This window comes from Paucibacter sp. B2R-40, assembly GCF_025717555.1.
Lineage (GTDB): Bacteria > Pseudomonadota > Gammaproteobacteria > Burkholderiales > Burkholderiaceae_C > Paucibacter_A.
The window spans coordinates 121,156-142,672 of the sequence record NZ_JAJIRP010000011.1; the positions used below are offsets into that span (position 1 = coordinate 121,156).

The following is a 21,517-nucleotide window of genomic DNA, read 5'->3' on the forward strand; positions in this document are numbered from 1 at the left end:
GATGTCGGGGGCGGGTGCCTAAGCGCGCAGTGCTTGCGGTACGGGGATGTCCATCCGATCCACCACGACTGTCATGACCCGCATAAGGCGTTCATGTATCTCTCCTTCTGGTCGGCAGAGGTGTGAGGATCCCGGATGCAAAGCAGGCATTTGATGACGCAGGAGAACATCTGCGTCAAGCTGCGGGACGCCGAGTTGGGCGAGATAGTGCGGCCAGAACTGCCGGCCGAAATTTGCAACCAGGCGCAGTTTTCGGGGAAGGCGCTCGCGCCATGTGTGTGCGCCTATTGCCTCCAGCGTGCCGGCTGCAGTAACGGTAAACACCCAGCCAATACTCTCAAAATCAACCAGACGGCTGGTGAGCACATTGGCCAGAGCCAAGGCCTCATCCGTTTCGATGGCGCCAAGTGCCTTGATGGCTGCGCGCACCAAGGACTCCCACCGCTGCAATGTTTCATGCACCAACGGCAGGGTTGGGACTGAGGGCATGCTGAACTCATGAACGTCCTTGTCATTGAACTTCAGAGGCGTTCCTGTACGTAGCCCGAGAGTCGGAATCGTGTAGACCACACGATTTCGGAGCGCGTACATCAAAGCCAGCAACATAGACAGATACGTACCGTGCGAGTTGAGGCAGCCGACGACACCTTCGACCGTGTCCTCATCGATGGTCCACGAATCGGCCTCCAACGCGAGAGTGTCCAAGGCAAGACGAACTGCAAGTGACTTCGGCGTCGTGAAGCTACCGATCAGGATGGCTTCGTCTCCCGCATCTGCACATCGCGGCCAGCCGAGACAATCGTAGACTTGGCCGACCACCGCATTGATATCAGCCTGCCGTCCCACTCCGTAGGCCGGCCGACCGCGGCTTACTATGAAGGGGCTTGAGGTTGCGACGGCGACGCCCCAACGAAACTCACCTTGCTGCAGCAGCAAAGCAGGGATGCTTGCCTGCAGCTTGCTGGCCGTGACTCTATACGGGCCCTTTCCGGCGACTGCGTCGTGCGGACCATGGGCTACTTCTCCCAACAGTTCGCCTACTGTACTGAAGTCGGCATCAACATTTGCCGCAGCTTTCCGGATCGCCTCAGCAAGAAAGGGGCTAAGCTGAACCCGCACCACCTGGGAGGTGAACTCGTAGAGCTCCTCAGTACCAACGTCAGGGCGCGCTCCTTGTTCGACCACCTTGTAGAGAGTGTAAAAGTAGGCGCCTCCAGGAACGTCAAGCCAAGCCAAGGCTCCGGGCGGAGGCTCGATTTTCAACTGAACCGGCAAAAGTTGAACACAATCCGACGTAAGGTGACTCAGGATTTCGATTGCAACATGAATCTCTTGGTGACACCCAGCCCTGATCGCCGCAAGCAGCTCCCGCCCGGCCCGCTTCAGTCCCGCGCGTGAGAGAGTGCCGTTACCACCTGCGCCGGCTTGGCCGTCAGCTGACTTGTACTCCAGCAAATCCAACATCCTCCGGCGAAAGCGGCTGTTGAAGTGAGCAGTGGGATCGGCTTCCGGTTGGACAATCGGATCATCCACAGCCAGACACATAGCCGCAGCGGCAGCCGGATTCTTGGAAATTGCAAGACGCAGCTGGTAGATGGCCTCCCCGGCCGCGCGCTCACGCTGCTGTGGCGACCAACCACGGTTGTACCGAGAGGCCGGCCGTGCTAGCGCCGATTGGACGCGCGAGTGGGCATGCTTGCTTGGCCGCCAGCCGTCCAGCATTAAGCGAACAGCCCATGCGCCGAGCATTTTGCTCAGCGGGGACACAAGCCGTTGGCCCTGCAATGATGCTTGCTGCGCCAGCAGACCGACTTGCAGGCAGCACAGGTACTGGAAGTGGTACTTCTTTCTTCGAGTGAACGAGGCCACCGCTTCCGCACTGGCGGCAACAGGGTCCAGTGCCTCCAATCTCTGAACAACCGGCTGGATCAGGCGGCTCAGACCCGCGGCGCCGGGCAGCACACTGGCGAGTTCGGCAAGACAAGCAGCGAGTCCCATGGCTGCCGTTGCCTTGCACTCAAAGTCGATTGGCGGGTCGAGCATCTGCTGCAGATGGAACTCTGCGTCCTCGAGATTGTCCGGACGCGGGGCAATGTACAGATTGTCATTCGCGGATCTTCCGCCCAGCATATGTACCGGTGCTGGCCCACAATCTTGATGCCTGTTCATAGCGCGCTCCTGCCTGCGGCATCAGCCTTGCGCTGCGCGGGCAGCTCACCTGCTGAGGCCACAAGGGTGCCCGGACACAACCATGGCAGCAAATCTCCACAGCCCGCCGTCGAGGCGGTATCGTCAAGCTCGTTGGTGTTTGCAGCCCTCCGGCGGAGTCCCAGCCCGCCTACCCGGAGGTCGAGGATTAACTTGATGCGGTCGGTTGCTTGATGTTGGATGTGGCCCTGGCCCAAGTCAACATAACGGCATTTTTCTGCTGACGGCGGGCTGCCGCGGTTTGATTTCTCCTGATCACTTGGATTACTCCAAGCTGGTTCAGTTGAATATCTATTTGATTCGCGATCCCATGTAATTTCCATGTTGCAGAAAACGTCTGAATCGTTCCAGACTTCTTTGTCGTTCTTTTCATGCATTGAAAACTCCTTGCAGTATTGGATCTCCAGACATGGCACTTAGCCACAATGCCTTTCGTCTCATGCGACGGTGCAAGCACGAGCGATATGCAACTTTTTGAGTTGAAAGTCTGAATGATTTGAAACATCAGATGCAAGTGATTCACCCAAAATCACCCCATTCGCGGCTGACTTCTTGTCCTTGCCCTGCGCAAATTTTTCCTCGTAAATTGGGAGAAATTTCTTTGGTGTGGCGTCAGCATGGTCGGCGTTTGTCTTAGAAACTGTGTATTTCTATTAGCCATAAATGCTGCTCGTCAGTGACTTGAGGTTGGTGGGTGATGTACCCCGACCTCAGTTAGACAGTTGAAAATCTTAGGCCACGGTTTCTGTGATGAAGCAAGCCATGGCCACGCTGTATCTGCCGCATCGATATCTGAGTCAAGTGGCAGCCGAAGGCGTCGTTTTAATTTCATACATCGGTCCAAATTTGGTTAATTCTCTAGCGAGCACCTCAGAAATTGAAGGCTATTCAGAACAGGCTTCCATCTTAAATTTAAATATTTAGATAATTTTCACAACCGTACATCACCACAGTCAGTCAATGTTTAAAAAACCAACTTTTGCTGGGCCATTCAATTTTTTTACAATTTCTCATGGGCACTCAAAACACTCTTTCGTACTGGGACTAATTGCCAACATTTAAATCACATATTTCTTGGAACTGGACGGGAAATTGCCATTATTAGCGCATATTTTCTGGTCCCACGCACAGCCGCAATGCGTCACTTTTCTTCGCTTTGCCATTGGAATCCATCACAGAACAGACCATTCTCATCAATTTTTCTTTCCAGAGCCAACCAACGAATACTAAATTCAAATGAACAGATGATTTTTGTGACAATGGGCCACCACAGCCTGCCCATGTCCAAGAAACGGACAGCAGCACTGCACTCATCGATATGCGCATCAATACTTGAAGGTGGTGTCCTGCGAGGCACCAAAACTGAGCGAAGCAATAGCGGCTAGCAATTTGTCGACGGGGCAAATATTCATATTGGGCTTGGACATATTCCGTCTCGAATAGCAAAACGCAGTTCCGCTTGCATTTGCGAGCACTTCTGACATGGCTTACTCAAGTTTCCGCCCGGCAAATCCAGCCTAGATCGGCGCCAGCGCCAAGAATTGGAAACCAACCGAGGGTAAATCTTGATCGCGGCGCCTGCCCGAAACGCATGCACTGTCAAAAAGGTGTGAGAACATCCCCAACGGCATCACTTTCATACGGCCTCACCAGCAACTCGCGAGCGCCTGTGATTTGGACAAATCAAAATATTCAAAATCGGGGGGGGATTAATGATCGGACTTGCAGGTATTTCGGTTTCTCGGATAATTCCGGAGAACACCTTGCTCGGGCTTCTCAGTGGAGCCTACTCATTACATGGCGGGGTCGTTCGAGACATGGGCGGTCGAATCGTTGCGCACATGGCCGCACCATCCTCCGCCTTGAGTCTGCTGCCTGGACTGGGGTGGGTGGCCGATGCGTTCCAGACCTACCAATTGCACAAGATGGGCCTGGTCTTGGCTCGCGTCGAAACCCAACTGGGCACCCTAATGAAGGTTTCCGCAGCCACGGTGGCCCTTTCGGGCCTTGGGCTTGTAGTTTCCGTTGCAGGTTTTGCGTTGTTGTCTCGCAAGCTCAATGAACTCAATGTCACCCTCGGGCGAATTGAGCTCAACACTCGGAAGACAAATCAGTTTTTGCAGGCAGTCCAGTACAGTCAACTGAAGGCTGCGGTTGACAACCTACGGCATGCCCGTGAAACCACCGACCCGAATACTCGGCGTGACTGTCTGATGTCCAGCAAGAATGATTTCGGTCAACTGGTTCATCAGTACCCTCACCTTTGGTCTCAGTTTGAGGACCTGAACGAGTTGCAAGCTCTGGACGACGGCTATTCAATCGCCATGGTGGGCCTGGCCCAAGCCACCAGTGATTTGGGCATGGGCCAAGTCGCTTTGCATGACTTCGCCACCCATCGAATGGCGTGGCAACACGTTGCGCGGAATCACTGCACGTCCAAGGCGTTGAAGACAGATCCGCAACGCTTGATCCATCATCGGTATCTTTCTTCCATGCCGGCTGACTCGCTCTTGAAGCTACTCGACTTCGCTCATCAGACAAACAAGGGCGTGCAATGGTTGGATGAATTGAGGGCTATGGAGTCTGATGCGTCGTTCCTACGACTTCGCAAGTTCGGCAACGAAGATGCCGAGTTGGAGTTCGTGCGCAAGTTGGTTGCTAGAGATGACGTACTCGCTGGCTACGAGTCGCACCTGAACTTTTTGGTCGAGCAAGACATCCGCTCTTGTGATTTCCAAGCCAAAGTGCAAGAGTTGGCTGACAACAGTCTTGGAACCGACCCGGTCTGGGTTGTCCTTGCAGAACCTATTGCGAGCAATCTGCCTGCAACCTATGCCTCCCCGACAGCCGAAGCAGCGCCAGCAACCTGGATGAGTCGGGTCAAAAAGGCTTTGGGGTTTGAGGAGCAAGCCCGCTTAAATTGAAAGGCATGGCAGCTACCGCGCTGCTGTCTTGCTGATAGCCACCCATCGCGCCGAAAAAAGTTGACGCATTTTTTGCGGCACTTTGAAAACGACACAACCTGTCGTGCCCCCCTCGCACACTGCAAGAACTCACCAATTTCACAAAAAGGAGTTCATGCAATGTTCTGGATTTTCACCCTGTTGGTCGCCTTGGGATTTAGCTTCTTCAAGCTAGGCGTGATTTCAATATTGGTCAGACTCCTGGGGGCAGGACTGATCGTCGCTATGGCCGTGATCGCTGTACTCGTTGTCGCTTTGATTTGGAAAAGACACATGTCAAGCAACACTCGTTGAAAGCCATAAGCGCAGCCTTGAAATCGACAACCATCCCCCCTGTCTATACCAAGGCAGAGACATCCAATCTTGAGGTCCCATATGGCTATTCCTTTTACCCCGATCCAGGGTGCCGAAGCAGCGCTCTCTCTAGGTGGTTTTGCATTCAGCAGCGTAGCTAAAGCTGTCGCCGGCCTCTACGGCGTTGCTTCAGACATCAATGATTTCCTGGATAAGCACATCCAGGAAATGCAGACGTCAGCCAACTCCACGATTGCAACGACTGGTCGGATTCTGGAGATGGCCAAGTACGGTTTTGGCCTCGGGTACCTGAGCTCCGTCACCATCATCGCCGTCGGCCAATTTTTGCTGGGTAATACGCTTTCGGCCATGGCCACCGTGGCGACTGCCGCCACATTGAGCAACCCCATTGCGATGACCTGTGGCGCGGTGGGTGCAATTCTGTATGGCTGGGGCGCTCTTAGAGATGAAGAAAAAAACGCCATGCTGGACCAACTGGCACGAGGCTTGGACATCGGCGTAGAACTGATCAGGTCAATCATTTCTTTCGTGATCAATACTGCCAAGGACTTGCTGAGCTCTCAGGCACTTAAGGATTTCAAAGCCTTTATTTCAGACAAGGCCGCCGTGTTTGGACGCAGTTTGTCCGACGTCACGCACCAAACGGTAGATGTCATGAACGATGCTGCCGCCTCGGTCAAGAAGCGCGCAGAACTGGCCATTGCCGGCACCGTCAAGGTAACCAGCGACGCCTCCGCCAAGTTGGGCGACTCCTTGTCTGATTTCAGCAAAACAGCCGGGCACGCCATTGAACAAACAGGTGAGGCCGCCAAACAAGTAATGGAGAGCGGAAAGGCCGCTGTTCAACGTGTTCGCGGTCAGAACTCGGGGAATACAAAGCCATGACAGCGCCCAAACCCGCACCTAAACACGATACCTTGGTGCGCAGGTTAGTTCAAATTCTGATCAAACTGAATCATGGTGAAAAACTCAGCCCAATCGCGCTCTCAAGCGAGTTCAACGTCGACCTGCGGACCATTCAGCGCGATCTCAATGAGCGTTTTGCCTATTTGAACCTCGAGAAGGCAGGAGGTTACTACTCGCTAGACCCGGTTTTCCTCGGCAAACTCAGCACACGTGATATCGACAGATTTGCTGGCTTGGCCGGTATAAAAGGTCTATTTCCTTCGTTTTCTGACGATTTTTTGAGAGACATCTTTGACTCCCGAATCCAGTCCGCACTGCTGGTCAAAGGCCACAACTACGAAGAACTACACGACGACGAAAACCAGTACTTTCAACAATTGGAAGGTGCGATCGCTTCACGCCATCGAGTCAGCTTCAGTTTCAAGAAGGACGAAGGCGACAAACAGTATGCTGATTTAGATCCCTACAAGCTTGTAAACAATAAAGGCATCTGGTATCTGGCGGCAAAGGACAATGGAAAGCTGAAGACATTCTCCTTTACAAAGATTAGCCGACTGATGGTCTCAAAAACCGTCTTCGACCATGACGCATCCATCGAGAAGGCCCTGACTGAGAACGACGGAATTTGGATGAATGAAACACGCAGGGAAATTGTTCTAAAAGTGGCCAAAGAAGTAGCCGGCTATTTCAAACGACGCAAGCTTATTGCCAACCAAGTTATAGAGAAAGAGCTGGAAAATGGCGCATTGATTTTGTCAGCCAAAGTGGGTCACTTGAACCAAATTCTTCCGATCGTTCGCTACTGGATTCCTCATATTCAAATCATCAGCCCGGACCATTTACAGAACGAACTCAACCAAGAGCTTTCCGATTACTTGAAGAAAACACAATAAGCAAGCCCTCTATTACCCATATTTCACCAATTATCTTCGATGTAGTTCATAGATCAGATGAAGTCATTATCAGTCTTGATGCTATTCATGACCGTAGCGAGCGTCACCGTCTTCTTTTTGATATGCGCCATTAACGGGCGACTTAATATTTCATCCGCATTTCGGGCTAGAAAAGGCCCTCACTCTTTTGCTGTACTCGAAAGGGGACAGAAGACCATCGCACTCAGGTTGGATCGACCCTTCCGAACTTTGGCGGGGTTAATCTATACGGCAGGTTTTTTTCTTGCAATTCCCCTTCTTATTTGGCGATACGGCGCATGGAGGTCTGTGATTTTGATCGCATCGCCTTTTGCGGCAAGCTTTGCAATTGCCTTCGCCATGGCACCAATTTTGGGTTTGAATTCCGAAGACAGTACGGCAATGAAGTTCATGCTCACCCCTGCTTTTCGCGGAACCATCGGATACATGCTCGGCCGTCATGATTCAACCATCTTCCTGGCTCAAAAAATTAAGGCTGGATGGCGCCAAATCGACAATGTCGAAGCCCGAAACAAACGAGAAGCCATACTTGCCGTGCATTCACAAAGCCAGAGCAAAAATAGGTCCGGCAAGACTTGGCTCTCAACGCACATACTGTCACGAAAAATCATCTAGCCGCAGTGTCCCGTGTGATCAAGTCCCTCGCCTTGAAAAATGGCTAGGTCCGAGGGGGAGCATGATCACACAGGACTCCAAAAGTAAATTCCATGAACTGCAATGCAGTGCCCTACCCTAGTCAAACTTTGCTATCGCCGCAGTCACCTAAAGAAGAAACTGATGGATATCGAATTTTGCTTGCATACGCGCGACTGGGAATACTTACTAAAACGTTCGGGAGCGAACTGATTTTTCGATCGGCGTCAGAGCCAATGGTTCAAGAACCAAGGGTAAGCTTTGATCGCAGCGCCTGTCCTCCATGCCTTATTCTTCGAAAAGCTACGCGAACATCGATAAGGCAGTCTAAGTCATAGGACCTCGACCTCGACTCGCATTAGTTCGATATCTGATAATTCCCATACCAATTCACGGGGCGAACACCGCCACATATTAAAAAAAATAGCCTACCGGTTGAACTTCAATGCTTAGTCTTTTTTCTTAAAAATTATATTCACGCTTATTTTCTGCATTTGAGAAAAAGTGACCAATCCTTGCGCCGATAAAGTACGGCACCCTTCCTCAGAAGGGCTGAACGCTCATTTAAATCTGAACTCTTTTTGCCGATTAAAAACATATTGCTTGGACAGCAATAACAAAGGACCGCTGCCATAATTTATCTATTTACGTGACTGACTGAATTTTTAACATCACTCGTACTCAATGGCCCAATTAAATATATTCTCACCGCGACCTTAACCAATGATAAAAACATTCCTCGCCATCACGATGATCCTTCTTTCAGGCGTCATCGCATGGAAATTAAAACCAGAGAAAGAACATGTCCCGCCTCCACCCGCGCTAGTGACTGTTCAAGAAATGGGGGTACTGACATCACTTAAAGTCAATTACGCGAATATTATTGAATTCAACAAACGAGTTACCCAAGAAATACCCTGGACACAGTGGGAGCTTCGATTTGGAGGAACGCGCGTAATTTTGGTTGCACGAGGTGATTGTTTGATAGGAACAGATCTGAAGCTAGCAAGATATGAAAAAGTTTCATTCCAAGATAAAACAGCATCTCTGGTAGTCCCTCACCCAAAAATAATATCAGCGCGACTAAATCATGACCCGAAAAGTGGGGGCTCTTATTTTTACGAAATGACCAATAGTGGAGTAGTCGCACTAGTACCGGGAACCGAGGGGCAAACAAAGGCAATGAACCTCGCGCTCCAGAAGGGGCAAAGCGAAATTCAAACAAATTGCGGAAAGTCTGAACTGATCGAATCTGCTCGCAAGAGTGCTGAAGCTGTGCTTCTACCAACCGTTTCTGCTACTGGATGGAAGGTTGGTATTGTTTGGCAATAGCCATCAAAGTGACCTTTCATTCGGTCGAATTGGCTCGCGACTTTTGACGTTGGTCTGTGCATGAGCCTTCCCGACCCCTGTGATGCCAATGAGCTTCGGCACACTCGTTAATACAAGGCCGCAGCCTCTGCCAACTGCCTCGCCACAGCCGCAACAAGACTCGCCGGCGCCACCGCTTTGACCTGATTGCCATGCCGCAAGATGTCCATCACGATCTCGGTCTCGTGAACGAAGGGGATCTTGAGCTCATAGCTGCCGTCATCCAGCCAAACGCCCTGCTGCTCCGCATGCCATTCCTCGCGGCTGACCCATTGCGCAGCCTTCTCCTGGAACACCAGTGTTGCCCATTGCCGTTTCTCGCCGGCGAAGATGCCGAAGCCGCCGTCCATCTCGTTCTGAATCTGCTTGATCGAAATCTCCTTGGCCTTTTCGTCGAGCATCGTGGCCTGTTCAATCGCGTCCAGGGCGAACCGCAAGACCTGTTTGCGCGAGTGGCACCACGCATCCAGGTACCAAGTGTTTCGATAGTGCACCAATCGCTGAGGCGACACATCGCGCTCGCTGACGGCCGACCGACCGCGGGTGAGATAGCGCAGGTGCAGTCGCTGGCGTTTCAGCAATGCCTCCCCGACCATCTCGAAAAACTGCGTCGGCACTGGACGTTTGGCCGGGCTGATGATCTTGATGCGTTTGAGCAGCCCCTTGGCGTCGGCCTCGCCGGGCGCCAGCAGTACATGAATGCGCTCCAACAAGGGCGCCAAGTGGCGGCTGATGACACCGTCGGAACCCAGCTCGCTCAGCATTTGGTGCGCCATCAGCAGCGAATACAACTCGCGCTCGTTGAACCAAAGGCCGGGCAGCTCATGCTTTTCTTGCCCTCGGTAGCCGGCGCCAAAGCCGTAGCCGCCGTCAAGGCGGCTGTACTCAATCGGCGCGCCGAGCTGGTCTCGCAAATACTCCAAGTCGCGCTTGAGCGTGGCGTCCGACACCTCCAACTCGTCCTTCATCTCCTGAAAACTCACATGACCGCGATTGCGAATCAGCATTTCTATCTTGTAGACGCGAGCGGTTTTTGACATAGCAGGGCTGAATGAAGTTGATTGAAAGGCTCACAACTTGAGCCTCTGGGACTGTAGCCGGTCGACGTGACAAAGCGACGCTTTGCCTGGTGGTGTCTCGTGTTTGCAGGCCCGAGGTCGAGGTACATAAGAGCGCGTTCGCCCAACCTCCCCTCGACTTGGCTTACCCAGCTCCTGAAGCATGGGTTCAAGTTTTCAAGCCGGCGGACTAGCTCGGTATTTGAGCTTCTGGACATTCATCATTGCTGTCAAGAAGGTGGCGACGAGACCCGCACATGGATCTCCGAGCCCCTCTTTTCCAGCTTAGGCATGACCCAGACCCAGGGAGAGCAGAAGAATGATGACGGCGTCAAATCTCACATCAGCGTTGGTGCAAAGCCTCAAAGACAAGCACCCCGACGGCACCCGCCTGAACAGGGCTGGACCGTTCGACTTCAAGCCACCAGTCCGGCCGGCCAGTTTGCAGGACTTGTGCCTGGCCGTTGTCGAACACCTGGCCCACGGCGGCCAAGTCTACGGATTGGCATCTCACTGCCAAGCGCTTTGCGTGCACCCGGATGTCAGCCAAGCTTTTTGGCGCTTGAGCCAATTGATCAAGAGCCCCGGCGTGATGTGGCTGCTATTGGCCGACTGGATTGACCGACGCCGTCCAATGACTGAGAAGAAGAGCAGTGACCAAGATGTCTCGTCCGTCTTGCTGCCTCATCTTCAATGCCTGGATCCAGCGTTGATCGACGACGCCGGCAGGTTGTTCGATCGTTTGCTGGGCGCCTACGGCAATGAGGGCTGGACGCCTGCACGACTGCAGCGCCTGCTGCGCTCGATTCGGGCCAAGTGAAACAAGCGATTCAAGAAAACGAATCAAGCAATCGAGGCGCGAGGCCATGGCTTGGATGGGCCAAGTCGGGCTGAGGCGCACTCGTCAACAGGGAGTACAAATATGTACAAAAAGACGATTGGAAGTACGGCGGCCAAGTCGGCCAAAGCGGGCATGAGGACCGCTCGGAATGTGACGCTGGCTTCGACCTTGGTGTCAGCCATGACGGTCCTCTTGGTAGGCTGTGGTGGTGGCGGCTCGGATTCGCCTGCGCCCGCAACTGCCTCCGGCCCCAGCGCAGAGGGAGTCTATGGCGGCACTTTGACCGGCAGCACGTTAAACCGGGACTTCCAAATGTTGGTGCTGGAAACCGGCGAAGTCTGGGCACTCTATGGTGCTCAGGGCGGCGGCCAGTTCGGCGTGGCCGGTTTCATTCAAGGCTCGGGAAGTTCCTCGAACGGCAACTTCACTTCGCCCGACACCAGGGATTTTGGCTTCAGCCCGGCCATCTCTGGTAGCACCAAAGCCAGTTACGACGCCACAGCGAAGACCGTCGCCGGCACGGTCACCTGGCCTTCAGGCGCGGTGAGCTTCAACGGCGGCCCGGTCGCCGGATCGCTCTACGACTACAACAAGCCTGCCGCATTGAGCACGATCGCCGGCGTTTGGTCTGCCACCAGCGTAACGGGCGAGCGCATCTCGCTGAACCTCGCTGCTTCAGGGACCTTAACTGCCAACTCCAACCTTGGCTGCAACTTCAGCGGTACGGTCACACCAAGGCCATCCGGCAAGAACGTGTTCAACGTGGCTCTGACCTTCGGCACAGCACCTTGCGCATTGGCCGGTCAAGGCGCGAGCGGCATCGCATTGGCCTACCCCTTGGCCAATGGCAAGACACAACTGCTGATGGTGGCGGTGGACGGGACACGCCAATACGGCTCAGCAGCATTCGCAACTCGGTAAAGTAGCGCAGCCTGATCCATGACGAATCAGGATCGCCCTGCTCAAACAAGGGGCGCCTGGCCGGCGCTGGCACAACGCGGCGTTACGGCTGACAGCCGCGCGGACAATCGCTGCGGCTGAAGTTGATACCTCTTGGCCCGCAAACAGATCCGAGGTCCGGTGATCAGTCATGCGTGTTAGTTCGGCCGCTAGTTCACGGTCGTCCAGCAAGAACTGACCCCGCACCCCGGGCGTCAGCGGGTACTTTGGAGTTTGCGGGGGGCTGGCCAACAGCTCTACTCCTCAGGCTCCTGAACCGCCACCGTGTGCCCTTGTTCTCGCCCGATTTCAGCCAGCACATTAGACAAACAAACCAAGGTAAGAACCTCCATCAACCCCGCCAGCTTTGCCTGACGGGTGTCATACTGCGGCGATGCAGGAAACCCAGCACCAGGGGGCAGGATTGACTTTGATGCAGCCCGCAGATCCTCGCTGATCTCCTCCAGGCTGTAACCTTCATAGATCCGGGTGAAGTCCCGCTCCATGCCCCATGATGAGATGTAGGTCAGCACCGCTATCCATTTCTCATCAGCTTCACGGAAAAGACGCAGGGTTACGCCGCGCTTATCTTCAGGCAGCATCTGTGTGTCTGAGTACAGGGCTTCAGCCTCTACGGTAAAGGGAGAGTAACCTGTGGCTTGAACGGTAGTTTTCATGTGGTGAGTCCTTTGATGATTGCATCGAGAAGCTTGTATCCGCCGAGGATGATCGAGGCGCAGAATGCCAGCGCTTGCACCCCTTCAAAGAAGTTCTTCATTCGAACTCCAGGAGGCGGTCAACTTCAACTGGATCACACTTAGGAGCGGCGTATTTCAAGGGACCACCCAGGGCGGGCGAAGAGTGGCGCGAGAGTTCTTCAAGCGGAACCAAGACTTAGCGCAACAAGATCAACTGCGGCACCGCGTCAGCGCCGCTCCAAATGATGGCGTTCTGCGCCCACCTTGTTCCCAGCGTCTTGGCCGCCTCCAAGGTCAGGCCAAAGATCAGAAAGCTCGCCTCGCCAAACCACTCATTGGACGGAGGCTGGCCGACACCCTCAATGCTGACGAGGCTGCGCTTCCGAATCTCTGCGGATAACTCGGCATTGCGTTGAGTGTTGACACCAATCTTCTGGTCTACGCCGAGCGGATTCCATGCGGTGATGTAGGCGCTGCAATTCACGCCGTGACGCTTGTGTGCGGCGGCCAGAGCCGGACTGGCCTCCTCCACTTTCAGCGTGAAGGGTTCGTCGCCATGCACCGTGTATTCGGTTTCCCGGTAGGCCTGCGCGAGGCCGATGTCAATGACTGATTCGAGCAAAACAAAGCCCTCCGAAATAAAAAATGGGAGGGCCGACGCAGCTCCCGTATCTTTGCCCGCGATGAGGCCACATCCGCTTGCGCGATCCACCTTGCCCGGGATGGCAGGTTGGCGTGGGCGTCGGCCCATCTCCAGATGCGAGTTAGACTGTATCCGAGTTTGTGCAGTCTGGCCGTCGCTTTCAGTGCTTGTCAGAGCTGCAGGCCCAAGCCCTCTAGGATGTCCAATCCTTTGTCAGGGGTGACCCAACTCAACCGCCTGTAGCGCACTCAAAGTGTTTCGATGCAGTTTCAGTACCGGCTTGATTCCGCCTTCGGCATCGCGTTGATAGCCGCCTGCTAAGTTCCAAACCAGCGGCCTGTCGCGAAAGCCCGCAAACACTGCATGATCGCGCTGCACCATCTCAAGCTCGGTCAAGACACCGCCCAAGGGATCATTAATGTGCGGGTCGGCGCCCGCTTGATAAATCACAAGATCGGCATCCTGGCAATCAGCGATGGCCTTGTACAGCCAAGTCAGAAAGTGCTTGGCATCTTTACCGACCCCATCGCGATCATGGAAATGTCGGCCCAGGGTGTAATGTTGAATCCAATCAATCTTGTGATGGCAAATGAGGTCGTCGGTGCCGTCTCCGTAATGAACATCGCAGTCGATGATGGCCACGCGATTCACAAGTCCCTCTCGTTTCAATTTGAGAGCTACCACCATCAGCCCGTTGAACGTACAAAAGCCTTCGGGCTGATCGTAGTGGGCATGGTGAAAACCACTGGTGGGTGAACAGACAGAAGTTTTGTGTTTCAACGCATAGCGGGCCGCGGCAAGCAAAGAGCCGGTCGTGTAGGGCAAAGAAGCGGCGACTTCTGCATCCCGATTGCTGAAGCCGTTAGGCCGGATCAGGTCCAAAACGCCATCAACAAAGCTGGAGTCATGGGCGAGTTTGAAGTCTTCGCGTGACACCGGCTCGAAGCTGAGAATGTCGAGCCGGCTGATCAGGCCTTGCTTGAGCCAGTCCGCCATCACCAAACGAGGCTTGTCGGCCGAAGGCGCGAACGCTCCGGTATTGCGGGCGGCCTGTTCGGCTCTATAAAAGACTTTCATCGCTGATTCCTCCTGATTTTGACTCCGAGGCTTGCCGTTGCGACCAACATTCAGCCCACCGTGCGAGTTGCAATCAGCTTAAGTTCCCAGTAGCTCACCAGGTGCGCCACTCTCCTGCGGCGCCAGAAAACCCAAAAGGAATTGGCAGAAGGCCCAAAGCAAGCCGCAGTGCCTAGTTTGAATTTGCAGGCTTCTCCGACTAGCTCGGTATTTGAGCTTCTGAAGTTTCATCATTGCTGCCAGGACGGCTGCGAAGTGAAGCCAAATTTGATCTTCAACAACCACTGCCCAAGAAGTACAGAAGTATTGATAGCGACGAAAAATGTCGCTGTTGCGAATCGAGACGCCCCATTTCAAGTCGTCACAAAGTCGCCCCAAAAAAATGGCTGGCTATATTTTCGACGTCCAGCTTGTGAGTTATGGTCTACCGTTATTTCCTTATTCCAACTGGTGGCGGAGTTTGACATCAGCCATGTTCCTGGACATCAGCCAATATTGACACTCAAACTCAAGGAACAATCAATGAGCTCACTGGAACGCGCAATCGCAATCGCCGCAGAAGCCCACTCCGGCGCGACTGACAAAGCCGGGGCGCCTTACATCCTTCACCCATTGAGAGTCATGCTACGCATGAGCAGCGAGGCTGAACGTATCGTCGCTGTCCTACATGACTTGATCGAAGACTGCAGCCCGGACTGGAGCATCGAACGTTTGAAACGCGAAGGGTTTGAAGAGGTCATCCTTGATGCAATCAAGTCGGTAACCAAACTCCCGTACGAAGAAGACGTCAAGGGCGATGATCAAGAACAGAAGCTGGCGCGCTACATGGGCTTCATCGAACGCGCCGGAAAAAATGTAATTGGACGCGCTGTCAAGGTGGCCGATCTGCAGGACAACATGGACTTATCCAGGATCGCGGAGCCCTCCGACAAGGACTACCTTCGTCTTGACAAATACCGCGCCGCATTGGCCGCGCTCGGCGCTTCAGCCAAGTAGTCAGCCAACCTGCGCGGCAAGATCTGCGACCTAATTCCCAGAAATTGATCACAAGCAGGAAACGTCAGAAGAAGGCTCTCGACAGCAGGTGAGGATAAAAAAATGCAAAAAATTCGGTTGGGCATGGCACTTGATGGCGCTCGCGGCTGGCATCTCAAAACCCAGCTTGGGGAGCCGATTTATGGGCCGCTGGCCTTGCTGACCCAATTGGAACTCCAACTGGGTTTGGTCGCTGCAAACACTTCCTTTGCCGGCCGCGTGGTGCAAATGCGGGAGTGCTTGCAGGCGGCCAAGTCCGGCTCGAGATTCTATGAAGCCAGTTTCAATTTGGATGAACTGGGCACTGCCGCTACCTTGCTCGAGTGGCGCGATGCTTGGTATGAGCAAGGCTGGACAGGCAATTGCGCGGCGGACGCACCGCCACGGATCGCTGACCTGGGCTTTGTTGAAGGATCGGCGAAGCTCAAGGTTGCTCTGGGCATCGGCCAGCGGCTGACTGCGATCGAGACCCTTCTATCGCACCGGCGTCCACAAATAGCATCAATCAAGCTTGAGGAGCCCCTCGCAGCTTGGCCAAAGCGCTGGCAGGACGTCCTGAGCCGTTTGCCTATTGTTGAACCGCAAGCGCTGGTGCCCTGCGCCAAGAAAGGGTCGGGCCTGCACGGTCTGCAAGTTGCACTCCTGGCCGCTCAGAATGGACTGTCCATGCCTTTGGTCGACAACTGGGCCGACGGAAGCATCCTGGTGCTCCGTGCCGAATCGGCCTTGGCCTCCTCGCAATGGGTCGCCAACAAGCTTGTGAACGATCCCGCTGCAGCCGACCGAATTGCCATCGTGGCCGAGCAGCATGGCACTTTGCTTGACGCCGCATTGGAGGGCGCTGGCGGCGCGCGCCTTGGCTTGGGGCAAGCCAGCACGTTCAGACCCGCATTCCAACTCGTGCCTTTGGCACTTCGGGTTTTGACGGATCCTGTCGATTTTGGAATCTTGTTGCAGTTCCTAACCCACCCAATTTGCCCGATTCCGGGAAGTAGCCGCCGCCAACTCGCGCAACGACTCGCCGGTACACCGGGAATCGGTGGCGAGTCTTGGGAGCAACTGTTGCTGGAACTCGCCAACGCGGAGGAGCCAGGGTACGAGGCCCGATTGGCTGAGCTTCGCTATTGGTTGGAGCATCCACGCTACCCGCGCGAGGCGGGACTTCCGCTGTCTGTGCTTGTTGAGCGTACGAGCCGCATTGCCCAGTTTTTCGACTCAGGAGCGAGCAACCCAGACCTTTCTCGCCGGGCTGCAATGATGACCGGCCGCGAACTCGCCTTGAGTCTTGAGGTGACACTGCAAGCACTGCTGACCCAAGGCAGTGAAACTATCAGCGCGCCAGCGCTGGATAAACTCGTTGTCCAGTCAATGGGCTCCGGCTTATCGAATCCGCACCAATTTGCGCAAGCGGGCGCAGCGGCCACGGTCAGCACGCCTGCTGCGCTGATAGAGCCGTTCACCGAGGTGGTCTGGTGGCATCTGACGGTGCCGGGGGGAATACCGAAGCGGCCTTGGTCAAAAGGAGAGTTGCTCGCTCTGCGCAAAGCAGGCGCGCTGTTGCCGGACAACACCCTGCTGACCGAAAGCCAGGCGCTGGCTTGGCTGCGTCCGATCATGCTAGCTCAAGAGAAACTGACTTTGGTTTTGCCACCGGAGGGCGAAGAGCTCCACCCGGTTTGGTGGCTCGTCAAGAACGCCTTGCCGGGGCTGCCCGTCGAAACGGTAGAAAACGCGCTTTCCCAGGGGGTGAACGCAAAAGGGCTCACGCGTGTGGTCCACAAAGCATTGCCGGCCTTGCGTCGCTGGTGGTCAATGCCAGAAGATGTGAACATTGAATGGGACAAGGCCTATTCGTACAGCAGCCTTGAGCCCCTGGTGTTCAACCCCTACCAGTGGGTTCTCCAGTACCCTGCCCAATTGCGGGGATCTTCCTTGTTGAGTTTGCCCGACGAGTTCACCTTGATGGGCACTTTGGCGCATCGACTGGTTGAACTTCTATACAAAACAGACGGCTGCCTGGCTTGGACTCCGAGCCAACTCGAAACATGGATCGACAAGGCGTTTTCGCCCTTGATCTCGGAAGAAGGTGCGGTCTTGCTGATGCCGGGCAGGCAGGCCGAGTTGCTATCGTTTCAAACACGCTTGCGCGAATCGGTTTTGCGCCTGCATAGCCTAGTTCAAGAGGCCGGCGTCACTTCGGTAAAGCCGGAGGTTGCGCTGGAGGGTTCCGCACGCCACCGCGAGTTGAAAGGCAGCGCAGATCTCATTCTTGTGCTTGCGGACGGTAAGGATTTCGTACTGGACATGAAATGGGCCGGCAACAAAAAATATCGCAGCAAGCTTGAAGACCATAGTCATCTGCAGCTCGCGCTCTACGCCAAGTTGCAAATGAAAACTGGCGCCGCCTGGCCGCAGGTTGGCTACTACATCCTCAAAGACGCCGAACTTCTCACGCCTGCGCTGGATGTTTTCAAGGGGATAAAAGCGGTCGCCATGGAGCCCAATGCAAATGCGGCGCTATGGGCGCAATTGCTGCAAAGCTGGCATTGGCGCGCAGAGCAACTCGGCAAAGGACAAGTCGAAGTCATACTCGACGGGATCGAGCCCACCGATGAGTCTGCAACGCCGCCGAAGGGCCTAACGTCCCAAACGCTAGACAGCAGCTACAACCCGTTTGTGAATCTGGCCGGCTGGGATAGCTCAAAATGAAAAACAAGATACGGTTCATCAGCGCCGGCGCAGGCAGTGGTAAGACTTTTACCTTGGCGGATCTACTCCACAAAGAATTGACGGCAAAGCGGATTTCGCCGGCGGGTGTTTTGGCCACGACCTTTACCAACAAGGCCGCCGCCGAATTGCGGGAACGCGTGACATCGCACCTGGTCGAGAAGCGGGCCTTCGCGCTGGCCAACCAGATGGGTCAAGCGCGCATTGGCACCGTCAACAGCGTTTGTGGCGAGCTTTTGCAGCGCTTCGCCTTCGAGGCCGGCATGGCTACCGAACAGACTGTGCTGGACGAAGCTCGGGCGACTCAGCTGCTGCGTGAAGCGATAGACACCGTCATTGAGGCGGCCGACCTTCACAGCCTGCTTCATGTGGCCCAACGCCTGAGCTTGCGCGACGACCCGCAAGGTGGCGCCCCGCCTTGGCGCTCCGCATTACGAGCGTTGATTGATCAAGCTCGCTCCAACGCCATTGGTGCGTCCGAGTTATCGGCCCTCGGCCCATCCAACGCCGAACAGATGCTCGCGCACCTTCCGAAAGTGAGCTCGGCGGATCTCGATGCCAAACTGGCGCGCGAGATCAAACAAGTGTTGCCAGAACTTCGCAAAGCGTCAGAGGCGAGCGGCAAGAAGAATACGGCCACCTATCTAAAGCTTTTAGAAGACTTGACTCAAAGCTCAAGTGTCGTCGACATGAGCTGGGCCGACTGGGCCCGTTTGTCCAAAGCCGAGCCGGAAAAGTCACTGATCCCTCTTACACAAAGTGTGGCCGATTCTGCCGGCCAATACCTGAGTCACGAGCGACTGCGCTCGGATGTCCATGAATACCTGTCACGCATGTTCGACTTGGCGGCCAAGACTCTGGGGGTCTATGAACGTTACAAAGACGAACTGGGTGTCGTCGACTTCACAGATCAGGAGCGCCGACTACTGACCGTGTTAAACCACCCCGTCGTGGCAGAGACGTTGAGCGAAGAACTGGAGCTTTTGTTGGTGGATGAGTTCCAGGACACCAGCCCGATCCAATTGGCCCTTTTCTTGAAGCTTGCTCAGTACGCCAAGCAAGTCGTCTGGGTGGGCGACATCAAGCAGGCAATCTATGGTTTTCGGGGCAGCGATGCTGATTTGATGCGCGCGGTGATTGATGAACTGCCGGCACTGAATGGCAGCAAAGAGGTGCTGCCAAAATCATGGCGATCCAGGCCGCCCTTGGTCCACTTTGTCAACCACCTATTCGGAACTGCCTTCGCAGGCATCCCTAAGACCGAAGTCACTCTTCAACCCACGCGCGCAGACATTGACGGTACCGCCGTGGCCGACTGGATTCTTGAGGGTGGCAATCAGGAAGCACAATACTTGGCCTTGTGCGCCGGCATCGCAGAATTGGTCGCCGAAGGTCGTCAAATCCTTGATAGAGAGACGCTACAACTTCGCCCCATACGCTGGTCGGACATTGCTGTCCTATCCCGATCGAACGACAAAGTGCAGCGCATAGCCTCAACACTTCAGCAGCATGGTGTGCCCAGTGCCACCGAGCAGCCGGGCCTGCTGTCCACGCCCGAGTGCGTATTGTTCATGGCCTGCCTGCGGCGCTTCAATGACCGTGGTGACACCATCGCCACCGCCGAAATCTTGTCCCTCGCAGACTGCCTCGAGCCGGAAGAGTGGCTGGCAGATCGCCTGCGCTGGTTGGAGAATAGCGGCAAGCCCACACAATGGATTGAGGGGCAAGAAGGCGCTGGGCATGCGCATGAAATCCTCAAGGTCCTGGTGCAACTGCGCGAGCTGGCGTTGGTGCTGACTCCGCGCGAGGTTGTAGAACTCATCCTCCAGCGCTGCCAAATCGCCAGGCTTGTATTGCAGTGGCAACAGCAAAGCGATATTGCAAGGCAGCGGCTCGCCAACTTGGATCAACTTCTGGGGTTGACCTCGCAATACGAGGATGAGTGCCGATCGAGTCATGGTGTGGCCACGATATCTGGCTTGCTGCTTTGGTTACTGGACAAGCAATCTCAGCTACAAGACGCCTGTGCACAGCCTGGCGTTGACGCCGTGCACATACTCACTCATCACCGGGCCAAAGGACTGGAGTGGCCGGTCGTCATTCTTTGTGATTTGAATGCCGATGTACGCGATCGCCTGTGGAACAGCGTTCAGGCCTCGACGCTGGGAGATTTTGAAGTGCACGATCCACTTGGAAACCGCTACCTGCGCTACTGGCCTTGGCCTTTCGGCGCCCAGAAGAAGGTGGCTTTCGCTGATGACATGGCGCAGACAGAGATCGGAAAACGCTTGCGCGAAGCTGCAGTCAACGAGGAAAAGCGCTTGCTCTATGTCAGTATGACCCGGGCACGCGATCTATTGATACTGGCCCGGTCGGCTAAGAAATTAGACGGCGAATGGATGCAAGCCATCAATCTGAATGGCCTGCTACCTGAGGGTGATGCGACCTGCATTGCACTCGAGAAAAAGCTCTCCATTCCGTTCGAACGAAAGCAGCTTTCGGCAGCAAATTTGAAGAACCCGCCTAAGCCAAATGCTCAGGTTCTGCGTTGGTTCGCCATGGGCACAAGCGCCCTATCTCGTCCGGCCTTGTTTGAGTCCCCCTCGGGCGCCAAAGATGTCGCGGGCAAGGTTCTTGAAACGATCAAAGTAGGTCAACGGATTGCGACCAAGCAGGTCACCGACCGCGGCACCTTTGGCGATGCCGTCCACGCCTGTTTAGCAGCTCACATGGCAGACGCGAAGGCACCGTTAAACGGGCAAGAGGTCATCGCCATGTTGGCAAGAACTGGACAATCACACGTGGTCGACGGAGCCGAGCTCCATAGTCAAGCCGAAGCAATTCGGGAGTGGGTATTTTCGCGGTGGCCGGATGCCAAAGCCTGGGTGGAACTGCCGATGTCCCAAGCCCAGGCAAATGGGCAACTGCTTTCTGGTCGAGCCGACTTGGTGTTGGATACAGAAGCGGGCTTGATACTCATAGATCACAAATCCACACCGGCAGGGACAGCTCAGCATGCAAGCCTTGCTGAGGCGCACTGCGGACAGCTACGAGCCTATGCAGCAGTCCTGGAGTCGACCACAGGACGGAAAGTTAGCGAGTCGTGGCTGGTTCTTCCGGTTTCGGGCGCGGCTATCCGTCTAGCTTAAGTGAGGGGCGTAGAGATTGCGC

At 54.9% G+C, this 21,517-nt stretch carries 19 protein-coding genes and 1 riboswitch; of the genes, 12 read left to right on the top strand and 7 right to left on the bottom strand.

The window, feature by feature from the left end; all coding sequences use genetic code 11:
• Positions 1-18: 18 nt before the first annotated feature.
• Both LNV09_RS20525 and LNV09_RS20530 read right to left on the bottom strand, forming a co-directional pair.
• Positions 19-2,169, bottom strand: coding sequence for a hypothetical protein (locus LNV09_RS20525; RefSeq protein ID WP_263558939.1), 2,151 nt, complete (start codon positions 2,167-2,169; stop codon positions 19-21).
• A complete protein-coding gene (locus tag LNV09_RS20530) occupies positions 2,166-2,585 on the bottom strand; it encodes a hypothetical protein (RefSeq protein WP_263558940.1) in 420 nt (139 codons plus the stop codon). Before LNV09_RS20530 ends, LNV09_RS20525 begins: the two co-directional genes overlap by 4 nt.
• Before the next feature lie 385 nt (positions 2,586-2,970).
• Between LNV09_RS20530 and LNV09_RS20535 the strand changes: the two genes are divergently transcribed.
• The gene (locus LNV09_RS20535) at positions 2,971-3,132 is read left to right on the top strand and encodes a hypothetical protein (RefSeq protein ID WP_263558941.1); all 162 of its coding nucleotides are present in this window, start codon (positions 2,971-2,973) and stop codon (positions 3,130-3,132) included.
• Positions 3,133-3,309: 177 nt separating this feature from the next.
• Here LNV09_RS20535 and LNV09_RS20540 read toward each other — a convergent pair whose 3' ends face one another.
• Entirely contained in the window at positions 3,310-3,522 is a 213-nt protein-coding gene (locus LNV09_RS20540) for a hypothetical protein (protein ID WP_263558942.1), read from the bottom strand.
• A gap of 548 nt (positions 3,523-4,070) precedes the next feature.
• Here LNV09_RS20540 and LNV09_RS20545 point away from each other — a divergent pair.
• The 6 genes from LNV09_RS20545 (at position 4,071) to LNV09_RS20570 (ending at position 9,289) form a co-directional block, all read left to right on the top strand.
• On the top strand, positions 4,071-5,132 hold the full coding sequence (locus tag LNV09_RS20545; protein WP_263558943.1) for a hypothetical protein: 1,062 nt from the start codon (positions 4,071-4,073) through the stop codon (positions 5,130-5,132).
• A 159-nt stretch (positions 5,133-5,291) separates the two neighbouring features.
• The gene (locus LNV09_RS20550) at positions 5,292-5,465 is read left to right on the top strand and encodes a hypothetical protein (RefSeq protein WP_263558944.1); all 174 of its coding nucleotides are present in this window, start codon (positions 5,292-5,294) and stop codon (positions 5,463-5,465) included.
• An 81-nt stretch (positions 5,466-5,546) separates the two neighbouring features.
• Positions 5,547-6,371 (top strand): hypothetical protein, encoded by an 825-nt coding sequence (locus tag LNV09_RS20555; RefSeq protein ID WP_263558945.1) that lies wholly within the window; start codon positions 5,547-5,549, stop codon positions 6,369-6,371.
• Positions 6,368-7,285 carry a helix-turn-helix transcriptional regulator gene (locus tag LNV09_RS20560; RefSeq protein WP_263558946.1) on the top strand — a complete coding sequence of 306 codons (918 nt, stop codon included), beginning with the start codon at positions 6,368-6,370 and terminating at the stop codon, positions 7,283-7,285. Before LNV09_RS20555 ends, LNV09_RS20560 begins: the two co-directional genes overlap by 4 nt.
• Positions 7,286-7,372: 87 nt before the next feature.
• The gene (locus LNV09_RS20565) at positions 7,373-7,939 is read left to right on the top strand and encodes a hypothetical protein (RefSeq protein ID WP_263558947.1); all 567 of its coding nucleotides are present in this window, start codon (positions 7,373-7,375) and stop codon (positions 7,937-7,939) included.
• 768 nt (positions 7,940-8,707) lie between these two features.
• Complete coding sequence (locus LNV09_RS20570; RefSeq protein WP_263558948.1) at positions 8,708-9,289, top strand: DUF4230 domain-containing protein; 582 nt, start codon at positions 8,708-8,710, stop codon at positions 9,287-9,289.
• Between the two features lie 107 nt (positions 9,290-9,396).
• On the opposite strand, the gene LNV09_RS20575 is transcribed toward LNV09_RS20570, so the two are convergent.
• Positions 9,397-10,368: a helix-turn-helix transcriptional regulator gene (locus tag LNV09_RS20575; RefSeq protein WP_263558949.1), complete on the bottom strand. Its 972-nt coding sequence runs from the start codon at positions 10,366-10,368 to the stop codon at positions 9,397-9,399.
• 337 nt (positions 10,369-10,705) lie between these two features.
• Here LNV09_RS20575 and LNV09_RS20580 point away from each other — a divergent pair, with 337 nt between their 5' ends.
• Positions 10,706-11,206, top strand: coding sequence for a hypothetical protein (locus tag LNV09_RS20580; protein WP_263558950.1), 501 nt, complete (start codon positions 10,706-10,708; stop codon positions 11,204-11,206).
• A gap of 102 nt (positions 11,207-11,308) precedes the next feature.
• The gene (locus tag LNV09_RS20585; RefSeq protein ID WP_263558951.1) at positions 11,309-12,148 is read left to right on the top strand and encodes a hypothetical protein; all 840 of its coding nucleotides are present in this window, start codon (positions 11,309-11,311) and stop codon (positions 12,146-12,148) included.
• A gap of 275 nt (positions 12,149-12,423) precedes the next feature.
• On the opposite strand, the gene LNV09_RS20590 is transcribed toward LNV09_RS20585, so the two are convergent.
• The 3 genes from LNV09_RS20590 to LNV09_RS20600 form a co-directional block, all read right to left on the bottom strand.
• Positions 12,424-12,843 (bottom strand): hypothetical protein, encoded by a 420-nt coding sequence (locus LNV09_RS20590; RefSeq protein ID WP_263558952.1) that lies wholly within the window; start codon positions 12,841-12,843, stop codon positions 12,424-12,426.
• A 217-nt stretch (positions 12,844-13,060) separates the two neighbouring features.
• Positions 13,061-13,486 (bottom strand): DUF3293 domain-containing protein, encoded by a 426-nt coding sequence (locus tag LNV09_RS20595; RefSeq protein ID WP_263558953.1) that lies wholly within the window; start codon positions 13,484-13,486, stop codon positions 13,061-13,063.
• 38 nt (positions 13,487-13,524) lie between these two features.
• Positions 13,525-13,630, bottom strand: a riboswitch (SAM-I-IV-variant riboswitch).
• A gap of 90 nt (positions 13,631-13,720) precedes the next feature.
• Positions 13,721-14,584, bottom strand: a complete 864-nt coding sequence (locus tag LNV09_RS20600) for an arginase family protein (protein ID WP_263558954.1) — start codon at positions 14,582-14,584, stop codon at positions 13,721-13,723.
• Between the two features lie 522 nt (positions 14,585-15,106).
• Here LNV09_RS20600 and LNV09_RS20605 point away from each other — a divergent pair.
• From LNV09_RS20605 to LNV09_RS20615, 3 genes are all read left to right on the top strand, one after another.
• Complete coding sequence (locus LNV09_RS20605; protein WP_263558955.1) at positions 15,107-15,580, top strand: GTP pyrophosphokinase; 474 nt, start codon at positions 15,107-15,109, stop codon at positions 15,578-15,580.
• A gap of 123 nt (positions 15,581-15,703) precedes the next feature.
• On the top strand, positions 15,704-18,328 hold the full coding sequence (locus LNV09_RS20610; RefSeq protein WP_263558956.1) for a PD-(D/E)XK nuclease family protein: 2,625 nt from the start codon (positions 15,704-15,706) through the stop codon (positions 18,326-18,328).
• Complete coding sequence (locus LNV09_RS20615) at positions 18,325-21,495, top strand: UvrD-helicase domain-containing protein (protein ID WP_263558957.1); 3,171 nt, start codon at positions 18,325-18,327, stop codon at positions 21,493-21,495. The genes LNV09_RS20610 and LNV09_RS20615 overlap by 4 nt, the downstream gene beginning before the upstream one ends.
• Positions 21,496-21,517 lie beyond the last annotated feature (22 nt).